This window comes from Streptomyces fagopyri, from assembly GCF_009498275.1.
Lineage (GTDB): Bacteria > Actinomycetota > Actinomycetes > Streptomycetales > Streptomycetaceae > Streptomyces > Streptomyces fagopyri.
This window is the reverse complement of sequence record NZ_CP045643.1, coordinates 8,276,842-8,293,076: the sequence shown is the minus strand read 5'-3', so window position 1 is coordinate 8,293,076 and position 16,235 is coordinate 8,276,842. Positions and strand designations below refer to the sequence as shown.

At 69.9% G+C, this 16,235-nt stretch carries 12 protein-coding genes; 1 reads left to right on the top strand and 11 read right to left on the bottom strand.

The features are described 5' to 3' along the window. The first annotated feature begins 190 nt into the window (after nucleotides 1-190). Complete coding sequence (locus GFH48_RS35895) at nucleotides 191-1,213, top strand: helix-turn-helix domain-containing protein (protein WP_228121127.1); 1,023 nt, start codon at nucleotides 191-193, stop codon at nucleotides 1,211-1,213. Between the two features lie 39 nt (nucleotides 1,214-1,252). On the opposite strand, the gene GFH48_RS35890 is transcribed toward GFH48_RS35895, so the two are convergent. The 11 genes from GFH48_RS35890 to GFH48_RS35840 all read right to left on the bottom strand — a co-directional run bounded on the left by GFH48_RS35890 (nucleotide 1,253) and on the right by GFH48_RS35840 (nucleotide 16,201). After that, entirely contained in the window at nucleotides 1,253-1,924 is a 672-nt protein-coding gene (locus tag GFH48_RS35890) for a 4'-phosphopantetheinyl transferase family protein (protein WP_194280775.1), read from the bottom strand. Between the two features lie 41 nt (nucleotides 1,925-1,965). Then, nucleotides 1,966-2,736 (bottom strand): thioesterase II family protein, encoded by a 771-nt coding sequence (locus GFH48_RS35885; RefSeq protein WP_194280774.1) that lies wholly within the window; start codon nucleotides 2,734-2,736, stop codon nucleotides 1,966-1,968. Beyond that, the gene (locus GFH48_RS35880; protein ID WP_153292226.1) at nucleotides 2,733-3,818 is read right to left on the bottom strand and encodes an HAD-IIIC family phosphatase; all 1,086 of its coding nucleotides are present in this window, start codon (nucleotides 3,816-3,818) and stop codon (nucleotides 2,733-2,735) included. Before GFH48_RS35880 ends, GFH48_RS35885 begins: the two co-directional genes overlap by 4 nt. After that, nucleotides 3,815-5,020, bottom strand: coding sequence for an acyl-CoA dehydrogenase family protein (locus GFH48_RS35875; RefSeq protein ID WP_153292225.1), 1,206 nt, complete (start codon nucleotides 5,018-5,020; stop codon nucleotides 3,815-3,817). The genes GFH48_RS35880 and GFH48_RS35875 overlap by 4 nt, the downstream gene beginning before the upstream one ends. 26 nt (nucleotides 5,021-5,046) lie before the next feature. Then, nucleotides 5,047-5,304, bottom strand: a complete 258-nt coding sequence (locus tag GFH48_RS35870) for an acyl carrier protein (protein ID WP_153292224.1) — start codon at nucleotides 5,302-5,304, stop codon at nucleotides 5,047-5,049. A 36-nt stretch (nucleotides 5,305-5,340) separates the two neighbouring features. Beyond that, complete coding sequence (locus tag GFH48_RS35865; RefSeq protein WP_153292223.1) at nucleotides 5,341-6,213, bottom strand: 3-hydroxyacyl-CoA dehydrogenase family protein; 873 nt, start codon at nucleotides 6,211-6,213, stop codon at nucleotides 5,341-5,343. 20 nt (nucleotides 6,214-6,233) lie between these two features. Further along, a complete protein-coding gene (locus tag GFH48_RS35860; RefSeq protein WP_153292222.1) occupies nucleotides 6,234-11,825 on the bottom strand; it encodes a type I polyketide synthase in 5,592 nt (1,863 codons plus the stop codon). Continuing rightward, complete coding sequence (locus tag GFH48_RS35855; RefSeq protein WP_153292221.1) at nucleotides 11,825-13,753, bottom strand: AMP-binding protein; 1,929 nt, start codon at nucleotides 13,751-13,753, stop codon at nucleotides 11,825-11,827. The genes GFH48_RS35860 and GFH48_RS35855 overlap by 1 nt, the downstream gene beginning before the upstream one ends. After that, nucleotides 13,750-14,175, bottom strand: coding sequence for a 4'-phosphopantetheinyl transferase family protein (locus GFH48_RS38755; RefSeq protein ID WP_194280773.1), 426 nt, complete (start codon nucleotides 14,173-14,175; stop codon nucleotides 13,750-13,752). Before GFH48_RS38755 ends, GFH48_RS35855 begins: the two co-directional genes overlap by 4 nt. A gap of 299 nt (nucleotides 14,176-14,474) precedes the next feature. Then, nucleotides 14,475-15,242, bottom strand: a complete 768-nt coding sequence (locus GFH48_RS35845) for a 4-hydroxy-tetrahydrodipicolinate reductase (RefSeq protein ID WP_153292219.1) — start codon at nucleotides 15,240-15,242, stop codon at nucleotides 14,475-14,477. After that, the gene (locus GFH48_RS35840) at nucleotides 15,239-16,201 is read right to left on the bottom strand and encodes a hypothetical protein (RefSeq protein WP_153292218.1); all 963 of its coding nucleotides are present in this window, start codon (nucleotides 16,199-16,201) and stop codon (nucleotides 15,239-15,241) included. The genes GFH48_RS35845 and GFH48_RS35840 overlap by 4 nt, the downstream gene beginning before the upstream one ends. Nucleotides 16,202-16,235: the final 34 nt, after the last annotated feature.

Sequence of the window (16,235 nt, the reverse complement as noted above, 5' to 3'; positions counted from 1 at the left end):
GTTGACACGCCAAAAGACCTTCCATGTCCGGATTTTCGCTCCTATGAACCCCGCCTTGTCGCCTTCGGAGCCCGCAGGTTTGCTCGACTTCGCCTCTCCAGCGTCTTCTGCTGCTCGATGCCGCGCCAGGACGAGCTCCACTCAGGAAGCTGTCCGGCAATAAGAAGAATAGAGAAAGAAAATGTATGAAATGGACGAAGAGGTTGCTATCGGCCACCCCGCGCAGCCGACCAGTGACGAAGTCGCCCTCTACGGATGGGCGGCGGTGCACGAGAGAATGGATGTCGATGCCGCGGCAATCGACCTCGAGCTCTCCCGTGACGGCATCCTGAGCGCCCTCTCCTCCCTGACCGAACGCGGGCTGATCCACCTTTCCGACGACGATGCCGCCCCGCTGCGTCTGATGGATCCAAAGCTCGTCGCGGACGTGGTCACCGCTCCCATGGAAATGGCCATTCGTCGTCAGCAGGCGAGCCTGGACGCCGCCCGCGGCCGCTTCTCCGGACTCCACGAGCATTACCTGGAAGGCATGCGCCGCAGATCCCTCAAGGTCGAACTCGTTCCCCGTCTGGAGGAAGTAAGGGCCGCGCTCAACCGCGCCGCCGCCGAGTGCAAAACGGAGGTTCTGACCAGCCAGCCCGGTGGCAACCGAGTGCCCGAGGCACTGGAGGAGGCGCTCAAACGCGACTCAGTCACCCTCGCTCGGGGCGTGCGCATGCGCACCCTCTACCAACACACCGCCCGGTTCAACGGCCCCAGCCAGTCCTACGTCGCGGCGATGACCCAGCTCGGCGCCGAGTACCGCACCGCGCACGAACTGTTCGGACGGCTCATCGTCTTCGACCGCGAGGTGGCCTTCATTCCCGAGGCCGGTGGCACCTGGGGCGCGGTCATCATTCGTGAGCCCTCGATCGTGCACTACATGTGCGACATATTCGAACAGACGTGGAGCCTCGCTCAGCCGTTCTCCGACGCCACCACGGACGGTCTGGAAACGGTGGCCAGGGAGGTCGACCGCACCATCGCCAGACTCTTGGCGGCCGGCCTCAAGGACGAGACGATCGCGCGGCGGCTCGGCATGTCGCTGCGAACGGCGCGGCGACACATAGCCGACATCATGGAGTCGCTGGGCGCCGAAAGCCGCTTTCAGGCTGGCGTCATCATGGCCTCCCGAGGGCTGCTCAAAGAGGATAAGCCCACCCTGCAAGAGTGAACTACCCATGAACACAGGGAAACGATGCGGCGAGACGACCTATCCGGAATACTCGAATAACGGCAGGGGCAGCACTGGCGCCCGGCATCGGGCCATGGCCAAGGTCGCACACGCCTCCGGCCCGACGGGCAGCCGCCACAGCCCCCACGACCCTGCACGCACCGGCGTGCGACTCGGGTCGAGACCGTCCAGCACCCGTGACAGGGGACCGTCCACCGCCTTCGCGTGCGCCTCACGCCACGTCCACCGCATGAAGAACTCACGCCGAGCCGCCTCCTCGGGAAGCACGCGGATCATCTCAGCCTCCTCCGCGGTGAGGAAGCGCCTGGCCATGGCACGGTGGTCGACCGCCGGATCGATCTGCTCGACATCGACACCGACCCGCCGCCCTCTCGCGACCGCGATCAGCGCGGTACCGGACGAGTGCGAGAGACTGAAGTCGATGGGGCTGCCGCCGGGTTCGAGAAGAAACGGCCGGCCCCTCGCACTCCTGCCGAACCGGAGATCGGCTGCCGGCCTATCCACGTAGCGGGCGATCACCAGCCGCAGCGATCCATGTGCCGCCACGAAACGCCGCCGCTCGACCGGAAGCAGACAGCTACGGGCGCGATCGGTTTCCTCGGAGCCGAGCAGGGAGGCGAACTTCCGCAACTCCTCGGAGCCGATCACCAGCCCGGCCCGCCACACATGGACCTCACGGTCGGCAAGCACCGCCCGCGCGGGGCCCGGCCGCCATCGATCGGAATGGCGTGTCACCGAATCACAGCCCCGTCCACCTCGCTGCGCGCGTGCCGCAGGACGGCTCCCAGCTCCTCCAGCAGCGCCCGGCGCGAGGAGTGAAGGAAGAAATGACCTCCGTCCAGCATCCGCAGGGCGAAGGGACCCGTCGAATGCGGCTCCCAGGCCGCCAGCCCCGCCCGGTCCACGTGCGCGTCGGCACGTCCCCCGAAAGCGGTGACCGGGCACGCCAAGCGTGGTCCCGTCCGGTACCGGTACAGGTCGTTGAGCCGGAAGTCCGCGCGGAGCCCCGGTGAGAGCAGCCGCATCACCCGCGGGTCGGCGAGCAGTTCCTCGGCTGTGCCTCCCAGCTCCCGAAGCCGCTGCACAAACACCTCGTCGGGCAAGGCGTCAATGGCAGGCCGATTGTGCGGCAGATGGGGCGACCGTCGGCCGGAGACCACCAGATGCCGTGGCGAGGGCCCGCCATTCGCCGCCTGCCAGCGTGCCAGCTCGAAGGCGATCAGAGCACCCATGCTGTGCCCGAACAGCACGAATGGCTCTTGGCAGTAGTCCGAGACAGCCTCGGCCAGATCCGGCAGAAGTTCCTCGATGTCCGTGTAGGGCCGCTGCATCAGTCGTGACTCCCGGCCAGGCAGCCGGACGGAGCAGACCTCCACGTCCGGCGGGACGAGCTCAGCCCATCCGGCGAAGGCCGAACTGCCGCCGCCCGCATAGGGGAAGCACAGCAGGCGCAGCCGGGCTCCCGGACGGGGTGCGTGTCGTACCAGCCAGTCGCTGCTCACCGGCCGCCCTCCCCCTCGTCCGGGACACGCACTGTCATGTACGGCGGGAACGGTGGGATGTCGTCCAGACACGCCTCCAGCCGGAGGAGTCCGCCGCTGCGTCCGGTCTCATGGAAGCGCGAGAACTTGTAGGTCACCAGCATCATCCGGTTGCGCCCGTTGGGGAGGTACTCGGCCAGCAGGCGGACCCCGGCATCCCGGGCGCGCCGACGCAGCCAGGTGATCAGCACAGCGCCGACTCCTCTGGACATGACCCGGCAGGACATCAGCAGCAGTTTGATCCGCCAGGTGTCGGTGCCGCGTTCCAGGAGGACCAGTCCGATGGTGCCGTAGGGGCCGTGGCGGTCCTCCAGCCGGGCGACCAGCAGTTCGTGGTCGGGTGACCGCCGGAACGCGTCAAGTTCCTCGTAGGAGTACGTGTAGCCGGTGGTGTTGAGCTGATGGGTCCGGACCGTCAGCTCCTCGGCCCGCCGCAGATCCTCCTCCTGGGCCCGCTCGACGGTGAACACCATGCCGAGGGTGGCGAGGAATTCCGGCGTGGGGCCGGTGAACTCCGTCTCCAGACGGCCGCGTTCCTCGTCCGCGCGGTACATGGTGCGGCGCATCCCGGATTCGTTGGTGACGAACACCGGAGTGAACTCCGGGCGGCCGGCGAGACCGGCGGCATCGGCGGCGTCCACGCACAGCAGCTCGGGAATCTCGAAGGCCACCTCACCGCGCTCGAAGGCGTCGTCGTCGACGAAGGCAAAGGAGTCCAGCCCCAGGTTGAGCGAGCGGGCGATGGCCTGCACCGAGGAGGACTTGGCGTTCCAGTTGATCTGCGGGCACAGGAAGTACTCGGCCAGTCCATGCCGTTCCAGTGCGGTGATCGCCGCCTCGTGGTCGTTGCGGCTGGCTACCGACTGGAGAATTCCGCGCCGGTCCAGCTCGGTGATCACTTCACGGATACCTGGGCGCAGTGGAACGAAGCCGTCCTCCAGCAGGATGCCGTCCCACACTGTGTGATCGAGATCCCACACCACGCATTTGACGGTCGGCGCCGGCCTGGTGATGTTCTGTCCCTGCGTGGTGCTCCTGGTCATGTCCGGGCCTCCTGTCCGGCAGCTTCGGCCATGGCGGCCGGAGCGGTGAATGAGCTGGACGCCGCATGGTTCTGGTAGGCGGAGCCGGCGATCGTCGTCTGCTGGAGTTCGGTGCTTCCTTCGATGATCTCCATGACCTTGGCGTCCCGGAGGTAGCGCTGCACGGGGTACTCCCCGCCGCAACCGCGGGCGCCGTGGATCTGTACGGCGTCGGAGGCGGCACGGAAGGCGGTGGTTGTGGCGAAGTACTTGGCCAGCCAGGTTGCGTGGACGCCCTGCTGGTCTCCTGACGCCCTCAACCACCCCGCCTGCTGGCACAGCAGGCGGGAGGCGCTGGTGCCGGTCGCCATGTCGGCGAGCATGCGCTGCACCAGCTGGTGGTCCCGCAGGCGGGCGCCGAACTGCTGCCGTTGTTCGGCATAGTCCAGCGAGGCGTCAAGGCATGCCTGGGACAGGCCGACGCAGCCCCAGGCCACGCTGTAGCGGCCCAGTTCGAGGGCGTCGGCGGCGACTGCCGCCAGCCCGAAGCCGGGCCTGCCGAGAACAGCGTCCGCCGGTACTCGGCAGTCGGTCAGGCTCAGGTCGGCGAGCATCGAGGCTCGTGTGCCCAGGACACCCTCGACCGGCCGGACATCGAGGCCGGGATTGCGGCGCTCCACCAGGAACGCCGTCGGACGGCCTTCGAGCCGGGCGAAGAGCAGGTACACGTCGGCGCGGCGGCCGAAGGTGATCCACCGCTTCTCGCCGTTCAGGACGAAGCCGTCGTCGGTACGTCGTGCCGTGGCCGCCAGGCCCTGCACATCGCTACCGGCGCCGGGTTCGGTGAGCGCGAAGGCGCCGACACTCCCGCCGGTCGCCAGCCGTGGCAGCCATCGCGCGCGCTGTCTCTCGTTGCCCCACCGAGTGACGGCATGCGCCACCATGCTGTGGACGGTGACCAGGCTGCGGACGGAGGAGCAGGCCCTGCCTGTCTCCTCGTTGAGCAGTCCGAAGGTGATCGGGTCGGTCTCGCGGCCGCCGTAGGCGGCAGGGACGATGGCGCCCAGGTGCCCGTCCCCGGCGAAGGCGGCGAGGAAGTCTTCGGGCAGTTCGCCCTTGAGGTCCCAGTCGTTGGCGAAGGGCGCGATGTGATCGCGGGCGAATGATTCGTAGGTCTCCCGTGCCTCCGTCTGGGCGCGGGAAAGCTGTACGCGTGTGGCCATTCAGGTCTCCATGGGTCCGATAGCGGTCAGCGGCTGACGGCCGCGGAGCGCTTGCGGGTGATCAGCGCGTCAATGGCATCGACGCTGCTGAAGTTCTCCATTTCCAGGTCGTCGTCCTCGACGGCCATGCCGAACTCCCCCTCGACGAAGAGGACGAGCTGCATCACGAAGAGGGAGTTGACGAGGCCGGTGGCGAAGATGTCCGCGTCGTCGGCGAGCCGGTGTTCGCCGAAGTACTGGGCAAGGAAGGCGCGGATGGCGGGCTTGTTGTCGTGCGTGGTCATGGCCATTCCTCCGGTTCGGGGGTGTGCGGGTGTGGCTCAGGGGCGGGTGATGGCGTAGCTGAAGAAGCCCTCGCCGCTCTTGCGGCCGAGCAGGCCGGCGTCGACCATGCGCCTGAGCAGGGGGCACGGCCGGTACTTGCTGTCGCTGAAGGCCTGATAGAGGCCTTCGACGGACTGCAGAATGGTGTCGAGGCCGATGAGGTCGGCCGTCTCCAGCGGGCCCATGGGGTGGCCGAAGCAGGTCTTGAAAATCCGGTCGACCTCAGCCGCCGTGGCCACGCCCTCGTGGACGAGGTACATGGCCTCGTTCACAGTGAGCATCAAGACCCGGTTGGAGACGAATCCCGGGGAGTCCTGCACCACCACCTGTTCTTTGCCCATGCCGGCGAGCAGTCGGGCGGCGGCCCGCAGGGTTTCATCACTCGTGTGGTGGCCGCGGATCACCTCGACGGTGTGCTTGAGGGGGACCGGGTTCATGAAGTGCATGCCCACTACCCGGTCCGGGCGGGAGGTGGCTCCCGCGATGCGGGTGACGGGGATGACGGAGGTGTTGGCGGCGAAGACGCAGTGCGGCGGGCAGAGCGGGTCGATTCGCTCGTACACACTCCGCTTGGTCTCCCAGTCCTCCGTGACGTTCTCGATGACGAAGTCGGCCCGCTCGAAGCCCTCGTAGTCGGTCGTGCAGGAGATCCGCTTCAGCACCGTCCCCCGGTCCTCGCGCGGTCCCTTCGCGCCAAGCAGCCGCGCGAGGCGCAGTCCCTGTTCGATGCTGCGCTCCGCGCTCGCGAGGACATCCTCGCTCCGGTCCACGAGGATCACCTCGTGGCCGGTGGTGGCCAGTGCCTGGGCGAGGCCTGTGCCCATCACTCCGGCGCCCACCACGCCGACTGTCGGTGTGCTCTTGGTCATGTCTTCCGCTCCTGTTCTGGTCATGGTGTTCGGGCTGCGTCCGGGCCCGGCGCGCCGTCGGTGCGCAGCGAGGACGCGAGCTCGGCCACGGTGAGCGCGTCGAAGAGGGCGCTGAGCGGGAGGTCCGCTCCGAACCGCCGTCGGATCCGCGCGACGAGTTGCAGGCCGAGCAGGGAGTGCCCACCGAGTTCGAAGAAGTTGTCGTGGACACCGACGCGGTCGAGTCCCAGCATTTCGGCCCAGAGCGCGGCAAGACGGTCTTCGATCTCGTCACGCGGCGCCTGGTAACGGCTAGCCACCCCCGGGCGGGGGTGCGCACTTCCGCCTTCGGGCGTTGCCTCGATGGGCCGGTCGGCTCCGCCGCGGGCGATATCGGCCGCGACCGCGTCGAGGTCCTTCGCGACGACCGCGATCTGTGGTCCGACGTCCGAGGCAAGCACTCGTAGCAGTGCCTCGACGCCCTGTGACGGCAGGATGCCCTGCTCCAGGTGGTCGCGCAGCGGTCCGTTGCCGGCCGGCCGGGCCGGAGCCGGGAACCGGTAGGGCTCCACCTCTTGTGAGGTGCCGTCCCGCAGGGACGTCAGCCGGTCACTCAGTGCCGCGACGCGCTTGAGGACGAAGCCGTCGACGCGTGCAACCTCCAGACCGGTCTCGTCCAGCAGAGTGAAGTCGGCCGTGAACGTTTCCTTGCCAGGCAGATCGGTCTCACGGAAGCGGTGGTGGCTGTAGATCCGACGCGGTAGGGGAGCCGACAGCACCAGCCGCCCGTAGGACAGCGGGATGCGGAACTCCCGGGCGAGGTTCATGCCGTGGAATCCGGCGGCCAGATCCAGCAACGAGGGGTGCAGGCGGATCCGCTCGAGGTCCGCGGCGAATTCAGCGGGTAGTTCGAGTTCGGCCAGCGCCTCGGTCGCCCCGAGGTGGACCCGGCGCAGGCACCGGGAGCGGGGACCGAAGCCCATGGGCCCGGTGTGCTCGACAGCTCCCAGGTCCCGCATGGCCGCGTTCGCGATGAGGGCGTCCACATCGTGCCGACGCCGTTCGACAGGCTCTGCCGGACCCACCCTGCCGGTCACATGCACCTGCCAGTCGGTGTCGGTCCCCGCTGTTGCGTCCGTCTCCCGGCCGGCCACCGTGAACCCGAACGGCGTGCGCTGCTTGTCCAGCACGATCCGCAGCTCGCGGCGCTGTTCCTCACCCACCACGACGGGTGCCAGAAAGGTCACATCCGTCAGCTCCACGCCGGCCGAGCTGCCACTCTGGTGTTCGTAGACGGCGCGGACCAGCTCCAGGTGGCCGGTGCCCGGCACCACGGCGTTGCCCGCCATGCGGTGCTCATCGATCAGCCAGTTGTCCGCGACGGACAGCGGCACGCGGTACACCGCCGTGACGCCGTCGTCGGTCAGGCATTCCCCCAGCAGGGGGTGGTCCACCGGCCCCCGGCGCCCGGGCTCGGGGGCGCCGGCCCCGATCAGGCGGGCGGCCATACCGGACTCCTGCCAACCGTCCCAGTTGACCGACACGACCCGCGGGCTTCCGGTGGCGTCCGTGTGGTGGGCCAGTGCGTCCAGGAACGCGTTGGCCGCGACGTAGTCGACCTGCCCGATGCCGCCGGTGAGTGCCAGTGTGGAGGAGCACAGGACGGTGAAGTCCGGTCGCAGTCTGCGGGCCAGGGTGTCGACGATCCGTCCTCCATGGATCTTGGGTGCGAGCACCCGTTGCGCCTCGTCGATGTCCTTGAGCTGGGCCAGGCCCGCTCCCGGCAGGCCGGCGGCGTGCACAATGCCGTGAACCGCACCGAACCGCGCTACGGCCGCCTCGGTTGCCTGCTCCATCGCTTCCTGGTCGGTGACGTCCGCCGTCACGACCATGACCTCGGCGCCGAGACCCTCCAGCTCGCGGACCGCCCTCACCCGGTCGACGGCCGCTGTGTCCACGGGTGCGGCGCCCAGGGGCTGCGCAAGGACTTCGTCCCAGCTCTCGCGGGGCGGCAGCGCGGTGCGGCCGACCAGGACGAGCCTGGCCGCGACGGATTCTGCGAGGTGTCGGGCGATCGCCAGGCTCATTCCTCCCAAGCCCCCGGTCAGCAGGTACACGCCCTGGTGCCGCAGCGCCGAGCGGTCCGGGCCGGCTGTCTCCAGACGTACCGGGCGGTGGCCGCGCGTCCAGCGCCCTCTTCCGCGAAGGGCGACCTGCCGGTGTTCGCCTCCGTGCAGGACTTCGGCGAACAGCCGGTCCATGTCCGCGGGCGTGGACCGGCCGCCTCCCGGGAGAGAGATGTCGACAGCGCGGCAGGCAGATTCCGGTTGTTCCAGCGGCAGGACGAGGCTGACTGCCGCCGCGGTCGCCTTCTCCGGGGCGGTCTGCTCGTTTCCGAGCACGGCGTAAGCGTCGCTGGTGACCACGGTGAGATCCACGGGCCGACCTGCGGCGACCGCGACGGCCGCACGGTTGAACCGCAGGATGCTGGAGAATCCGTGCTCGATCGTCGTGTCCGTGTCGTGCTGTGCGCCGACCGACCACAGGTGCACCACGTGCTGAGGGAAGTCCCCCTCGCGGTACAGGGATTCGACCAGCTCGCGGTAGTCCTCCTCCGAGGCCGGGTCGATCCGGTAGCGCCGCTCCGGGAGACGGCACCAGCCGGTCCCGCGCCTGACGGTGGTCACCCGGTGTCCGGCCGCGGTCAGCCGCTCCGCAAGCCCCTCCCCGGTGCCCTGGTCGTCGGTGAACAGCAGCCACGAGCGATCGGCGTGGTGGCCGGGTGACGGGGCGACGAGAGGCGCCAGCGGCTCCCACACCGGGACGTGGAACCAATCGGCGAGGTCAGGTTTCTTCGCCAAGGACCGTACGGGAGGCGGCCCGTCCGTCCGCCGTGGGGCGATCCAGTGCCGCCGTCGCTGGAAGGGATACGTCGGCAGCGGCACCCGAGGAGAGGCGGCGTCGTCGCCGCGCACGGCGGCCCAGTCCAGTTCCACTCCGGCCGCCCACAGCGAGCCGGCCGTCCCGAGCAGGTGCTGTTCCTCGCTCTGTCGGTCGAACTCGCCCGGCAGCGACGCGAACGCCCTGCCCGGGGGAGCGCCGGCCGCCCGGGCCTGCAGGGCAAGGCTGCTCAGTGACTGGCCCGGGCCGACCTCCAGCAGCGCGCGTCCGGGTTCCGCCCACAACCGGGCGACCGCCTCCGCGAAGCGCACGGGCTCCACCAGGTGACGCACCCACAGGCCGCGGTCCGGCTCCTGCGATCCGGTCACCCAGTCGCCGGTGATGGTGGAGACGTACGGAACGGCCGGCCGGTGCAGGCTCACCTCCGCGACGATCTCTGCGAAATCCTCCATGAGCGGGGCCATCAAGTGGGAGTGGAAGGCATGGGTGGTGCGCAGCCGGCGGACCGCGGTCGCCCGTTCCGTCAGCCGTGCCTGGAGTTCACCGATCCGCTCCTGTGTGCCCGCGACCACGCACAGAGCCGGGCCGTTGACCGCGGCCAGCGACAGGCCGCCGTCCAGAAGCGGGCGGAGATGCTCCTCGGGCAGCGGCACCGCGAGCATCGCCCCTTCGGGCAGCCCGTCGATCAGGCGGGCCCGGTGGGCCACGAGCAGAAGGGCGTCGTCGAGGGAGAGCACGCCGGCCAGGCAGGCCGCAACGTACTCACCCAGGCTGTAGCCGATCAGGGCATCGGGCCGCACACCCCAGGACTGCCACAGCCGTGCCAGGGCGTACTCGACCGCGAACGTGGCCGGCTGGGCAAACAGGGTCCGGTCCAGCTCCGTGCGGACGGGGTCCGCCTGCGCGGGGCCTCGGCCGAGCAGGCGCCGCAGGTCCATTGGGCCAGGGTCGTCGGCCGCCGGCGGCCGCTCGGGGTAGAGCAGCTGTCGCAGGTCTCTCCCGAGGTGCGTCCGGAATCCGTCGGCGCACAGGTCGATCGCGGCGCGGAAGACCGGTTCGCTGTCGTAGAGCTCGCGCCCCATCCCGGGGCGCTGCTCGCCCAGCCCGGGCAGCAGGAACGCCAGTGGGGGCGGCGCGCCCTCGTGGTGCCCGTCGCGCACCAAGCGGGGCTCCCGGTTCCGCAGAGCAGCAGCGGCTTCGGCGGGGTCCCTGGCCACGACCAGACGCCGGTGGGTGAAGTCGTGACGCCCCTCTTGCAGGGTGCGAGCCACGGAGGTGAGCGCGGCGGGGGGCTCAGCCTCGAGCCGGTCGGCGAGCTGCTCGACGGCGGTGTCGAGGGCGGCGGCGGTGCGCGCGGACACCGGCAGGACCTGCCGGCCGCGTCCCGCCGTCGGGGCGAATCCGGGTGGGGCCTCTTCCAGCACGACGTGGGCGCCGGTGCCGCCCATGCCGAAGGAGCTCACTCCGGCACGGCGTGGGCCGTTGCCACGATGCCAGGGCGTCAGGCGGGTGTGGACGCGGAAAGGGCCGCTGCCGAAGTCGATCGCGGGGTTCGGCGTGTCGAAGTGGAGGCTGGGCGGGAGTTGCCGGTGCTGCAGGGCGAGCACTGTCTTGATCAGTCCGGCGATGCCGGAGGCTGCGTGGGTGTGCCCGATGTTGCCTTTGACCGAGCCGATGGCGCAGGCGCCGGGTGCGGCGCCCGTGGCCGCGAAGACCCGGGTGAGCGCCTCGATCTCGATCGGGTCGCCGACCGGTGTGGCGCTGCCGTGCGCCTCGACGTAGGAAGCGGTGGCGGGATCGGCCTCGGCCATGTCCCAGGCGGCCTGGACCACGCGGGCCTGGCCGGCCACGCCCGGTGCGGTGAATCCGACGCGTCCGGCGCCGTCGTTCCCGATCGCCGATCCCTTGATGACCGCGCGTACCGGGTCGCCGTCGGCCAGGGCGTCCCGGAGCCGCTTCAGGACCACCACACCGGCTCCGTTGGCGGCGACGGTGCCCTGGGCCGAGGCGTCGAAGGGGCGGCAGTGCCCGTCGGCGGAGAAGATGCCGCCGGGCTGGTACACGTACCCGGTCTGCTCCGCCCGGACGGTGACACCGCCCGCGAGGGCCGTGTCACATGACCCGCTGAGCAGCGCCTGGCAGGCCAGGTGGACGGCGACCAGGGAGGTCGAGCAGGCGGTCTGGACGGTCACCGCCGGGCCGTCGAGGTCGAGTTTGTAGGCGATTCGAGTGGCCAGGTAGTCCTTCTCGTTGGCGATGTTGCGGGCGAAGACCTCGTCGGCGTCGTTCGGATCGATGTGGCCGTCCAGGTTGTTGACGTAGGTGTTGTAGTACGAGCCGGCGTAGACCCCGGTCGGGCCCGGGACCCCTCTCGGGTCGTAGCCCGCGTCCTCAACGGCCTGCCAGGCAGACTCCAGCAGAAGGCGGTGCTGGGGGTCCATCAGGTCGGCTTCCTTGGGATTGATCCCGAAGAAGTCGGCGTCGAACAGGTCGGCTCCCTCCAGCACTCCTTGCGCGGGGACGAAGTCGGGGTCGTCGAGCAGCGCCTCGGACACTCCTGCTGCCAGCAGTTCGTCGCGGGAGTGGACGGTGATCGATTCGGTGCCGGAACGGATGTTCTCCCAGAAGCGCTCGGTGTCCGCGGCTCCGGGGAAGCGGCAGGACATGCCGATGACGGCGATCTCCAGCCCTGTCTCGACATCCGCGGTTCCGGGGGCGGTCGGATGCGTCATCAGCGGGCCTCCCTCTCGTCGTGTCCGCGGACCGCGCGCTGGCGGAGCAGGCGCTCCTTGCCGTGGTTGTGCCGGACCGACTCCTTCGACCGGGTCCGGCCCGGGGTGCGGTCGGGGTCCGGGGAGTCAGTAGCGGCATGGGACAGGTGATCCGCCAGGGCGCCCACGGTCGGGTACATGGTCAGCACGACGAGGGGCAGTTCACGGTCCAGCAGCTGCTTCAACCGTCCGGCCACCCGGGCCAGCAACAGCGAGTTTCCGCCGAGGTCGAAGAAGTTGTCGTCCGGGCCCACGTGATCACGTCCGAGCGCCTCGGACCAGACGTCGGCGATGAGTCGCTCCATCGGGCCCCGGGGCCGGTCTCCGGACCGCTGCACGGGTCCTGTGGCCGCCAGCGACTCGGCGAGCTTCAGCCGCTGCACCTTTCCCGCAGGTGTCCTGGGGACGTCCGCGACCAGGAAGACCCTGCTCGGGACCTTGAAGTCCGCCAGGTGGAGGGAGGTGAACTCGCGGATGTCGCGTTCGGTGACGTGGGTGTCCGGCCGGGGCACCACGGCGACAGCCACGTCCTCGCCCAGCGTGGGGTGCGGTACGGCGAAAGCAACCGCGAGCTTGACCGCCGGATGGCCTGCCAATACCTCGTCGATCTCGGCGGGGGTCACCTTGGAGCCGCCCCGGTTGATGATCTCCTTGGTCCGCCCGGAGATATACAGGTAGCCGTCCTCGTCGAGCCATCCTTCATCGCCGGTGCGCAGCCAACCGCCGGTGAACGCCTGTCGGTTGGCCTCCGGGTTGTCCTCGTAGCCGGCCATGACGTTCTCGCCCCGGATGGCGATCTCCCCGCTGCTTCCAGCCGGTCGCGGCCGCCCGTCCCGGTCGAGTACGGCGACGGGCTCCCCCACTGGCAGACCGACGGACCTCAGCTTGCGGGCGCCGGGCGGCAGTGGATTGGCTGTGGCCAGCGATCCGGCCTCGGTCATTCCGTACGCCTCGATCACGGGCACCCCGAAGGCGTCCTCCAGCGCGTTGAGTACCGGCCCCGGCAGAGGGGCCGATGCCGAGCGGATGAAGCGCAGCCGTGCGGCCGACAGTGTGGCGGTGTGGTCACCGGCCACGGCCAGCAGTGCCTGGTGCATGGTGGGGACGGCCGAGTACCAGGTGGGGTCGAACTCCCGCAGCCAGGTGAAGAACCCGGTGTCGCTGAACCCCGGTGCGCAGACGATTCCGCCGCCGCCGGCGAGGGTGGCCAGAAGGGTGCTGGTGAGGCCGTGCGCGTGGAACAGCGGCATCATGTTCAGACAGCGGTCGTCCTCACTGATTCCGAAGGCTGCGCATGTGTTGCGTGCCGCGGCACTCAGGTTGGCGTGGGTCAGCGGGACCAGCTTGGGCCGCGAGGTGGTGCCGGAAGTGTGCAGGACCAGCGCGGTCTCGTCCCGTCCCGCGCGGCCGGACCGGGCGGGCTCGGGCCCCGGATCGGCGCAGTGCAGTTCGAAGGTGCCGGCGGGGTCGGCCGGCCGGGCGATCAGCTCGATGATCCGTATGCCGTGTGCCCGGGCGACCTCGATGGCCGGGGAGTCGCTGCCCTCCTCGACGAGCAGGGCGTCGGCCCCCATGTCGTCGAGATGGAAGGCGAACTCCTCCTGCTTGTAGGCGGGGTTGAGGGGGGCGGCACACGCGTGGGCTGCGACAGCCAGGAAGGCGACCGCCATGTCCGGCCCGTTGGGCAGCACGATTGCCACACGGTGCCCGCGCCCGATACCGGCTCTGTTGAGCTGTTCTCCTGCCCGGCTGACCAGTGTGTCGAGAGCCCCGTAATCCAGGACGGGACGGCCTGGGGCATGGAGGGCGGCAGCCCGCGGCCGGGCGGCGGCCTGACGGCTCAGCAACTCTCCCAGGCTGGCAAAAGCAGCGTCGGCGGTCGTGGTCATCGGCGGTTACTTCTTTCGTCGGCGAGGGGGCACAAGGGCAGTTCGGCGACAGCCCAGGCAGTGGGCGGCCGGGTGGGCCGGGTACCGACACGCACCCGGGCGCGGTACGAGCTGTTCGGCACCGGGGCGAACTCATCGATTTCCACGGACAGTTGCTGGGGAGTTCCGTCGCCGGGGCGGACCCGGTAGCGGCGGACGGGTACGTGGAAGCCGAGACCTGTCGCCTTGGCGACGGCTTCCTTGACACACCACAGATGCAGGGGCCGTACGGTGCCGCAGGCCGCCGCGAGGGCGGACAGTTCCCCGGGAGTGCCGAAACGGTGCAGGTTGCGCTCGGCGCTGGCCCAGTCGTCCTCCGCGTCGACGCCGAGTCCGATGGTCAGGCCGGGTTCGTCGTTGTGGTACCGGACCGCGACCACCACGCGATGGGCTGTGTGGGCCAGGGAGAACTGGACGGCGGGGCGCAGAGGTCCGTCGTCCCAGAGGACCGGTCGGACCGCACCTGGTCCGGCCAGGCCCAGTCGATGGGTTGCCCCGGCCGGGTCAGGAAGGAGTCCGAGGTGTGCCAGGCCGTGTACCAGTGTGTGCCTGGCTGCCGTGCTCTGCGTGCGACGGGCCGCGGACGTGAACTCCGTTGCCGTGCGGCGAGTCAGGGCTTCGGTCGGCGCGGTGGCGGGGGGCACCCTTCCCCAGAACAGGGTCGGCGGCGGGACGGAGGGGCTCAGGGACCAAGGGCGGCCGGGAGGCGCTCGCACGCCACGTCCTCCAGGGAGTAGAGGCCGGGGGGCGCGCCGGCGGCGAACCGCACGGACTGCAGGATGCCCGGCAGGAACGCGGTCCGGTCGGCCACTCGGTGGACCACCTCGACGTGTTCACCGGGGCCGGCTGCGAGGATCCTGTGCTCGCTGACCGCGTTCCCGATCCGGAAGGCTGCGATGTCGGGGGCCTCTTCCGCCCCTTCCTCCCCTGTCTCGGGTCTGCCCCTCCTCCGGGTCCGCGCAGTGCGCCACTGCGCGGCAAGGAGCCGGGCCGTTGCGCTGGGGCGGTCCCGTTTGCCCGTGAAGTGGATGTCGAGGACCCCCGCGTCCCAGCTGTCATCGGTGCGGCCCGACAAGTCCCGTACGAAACCGGCGACGGCGAGCAGCGCGACGCTGAAGTTGGCGGCGGTGACAATGGCGCGGTGGCGACCTGCCTCCTCGAGCAGCGCGGTCTCGGACTCGCCGAGGCCGCTCGTGCCGATCACGAGCGAGCAGGGAACAGTACGGGCCTGGACCAGCAGGGCGGCGGTCGCCTCACGGGCAGTGAAGTCGACGACCACCGGCGGTCGGTCGCGGTCCAGATCCGCCAGCGCGGCAAGGGCATCGGCGGCGGGCTGCGGACGTGTGCTGAGTCTTGCTGTCAGGTGCAGGTCCGGTTCGCGGCTGACGGCGTCCGCGATCAGTCCGGCCATGCGTCCCGATCGCCCGCAGACCACCACGGGAGTCGTCATGTCAGGCTCCCCCGGACTTCGGGGTTCAGCAGGCCCATACGGCGCGCGAGTTCGCCCTCCACCATGCGCCGGCCGCCGAAGTACGCCTGGAGGGAGGCGGTTGTGAGGCCTGTGCCGGAATCGGTCGCGGGCAGCCCCAGTTCGGTGGTGAGGTCCTCGGCCATCCGCGCCGTACGCCACAGCAGACCGGTGCAGGCCAGCAGGACGGATGTGGCACTCTGTCCGCCAGGACCCTCGTTCTTGAAGGCGGCGCCCAGTGAGGCGGCCTGGGACGCCAGCGAGATCTCGATCTCCAGGCGGCTCAGCTCGTGGGCAACATACTGGGAGGTGCTCAGCGCCTCGGTGCCCTGGCCGGACCGGGCGAGCGTCCGGCGCAGATCGGCGACGACGCGGGCGCACAGCTCGGCCGATCCGCGGGAGAATTGCCAGCCATAGGCGTCGAGTACGGCCGCCAAAGGGCCGTCAGCGTCAAAGGTGACAGGCCGCGACAACGCGTGAGCCGCGAGCCTCACTCCGCTCAGCACTCTCCAGCCGTACTCATGGGTCGGACCGGTGTCGGGGTGTCGGGCCTCCGGGTTGTGCGGAAGCAGAGCGAGGCGCACCTCACCGTCGATCGCGAGAGGAACGAAGGCCACGTCCGCCCGCTCGCCGGCGTAGCGGTAGCGCCCGTCGAGGAGGACGTCGACGCCGTCGCGGACGGCGGTGACCGTGGGGTGGGACAGCGAGAAGCGGGCGTTGGGGGTGAAGAGCCCCAGTGCGGCGCGCAGTTTGCCGGTGCGGGTGCCCTCGACGAACCCGTGGGGGTCCTGGTCGAAGAGATTGAGCAGCGGCACTACCGCGCACTGGTGCTCCATCCGGGCCGCTGCCTCTCCGAATGTGGCCGTCGCCCACACGTCGCCAAGCCCCGGGCCTGGGTCCGCCTCCGTTTCGGAGTCGGCTGCGGTAAGGGTGATACTCACGGTTCTCCTTGCTTTGGACTGCCGTTGCGGGGCA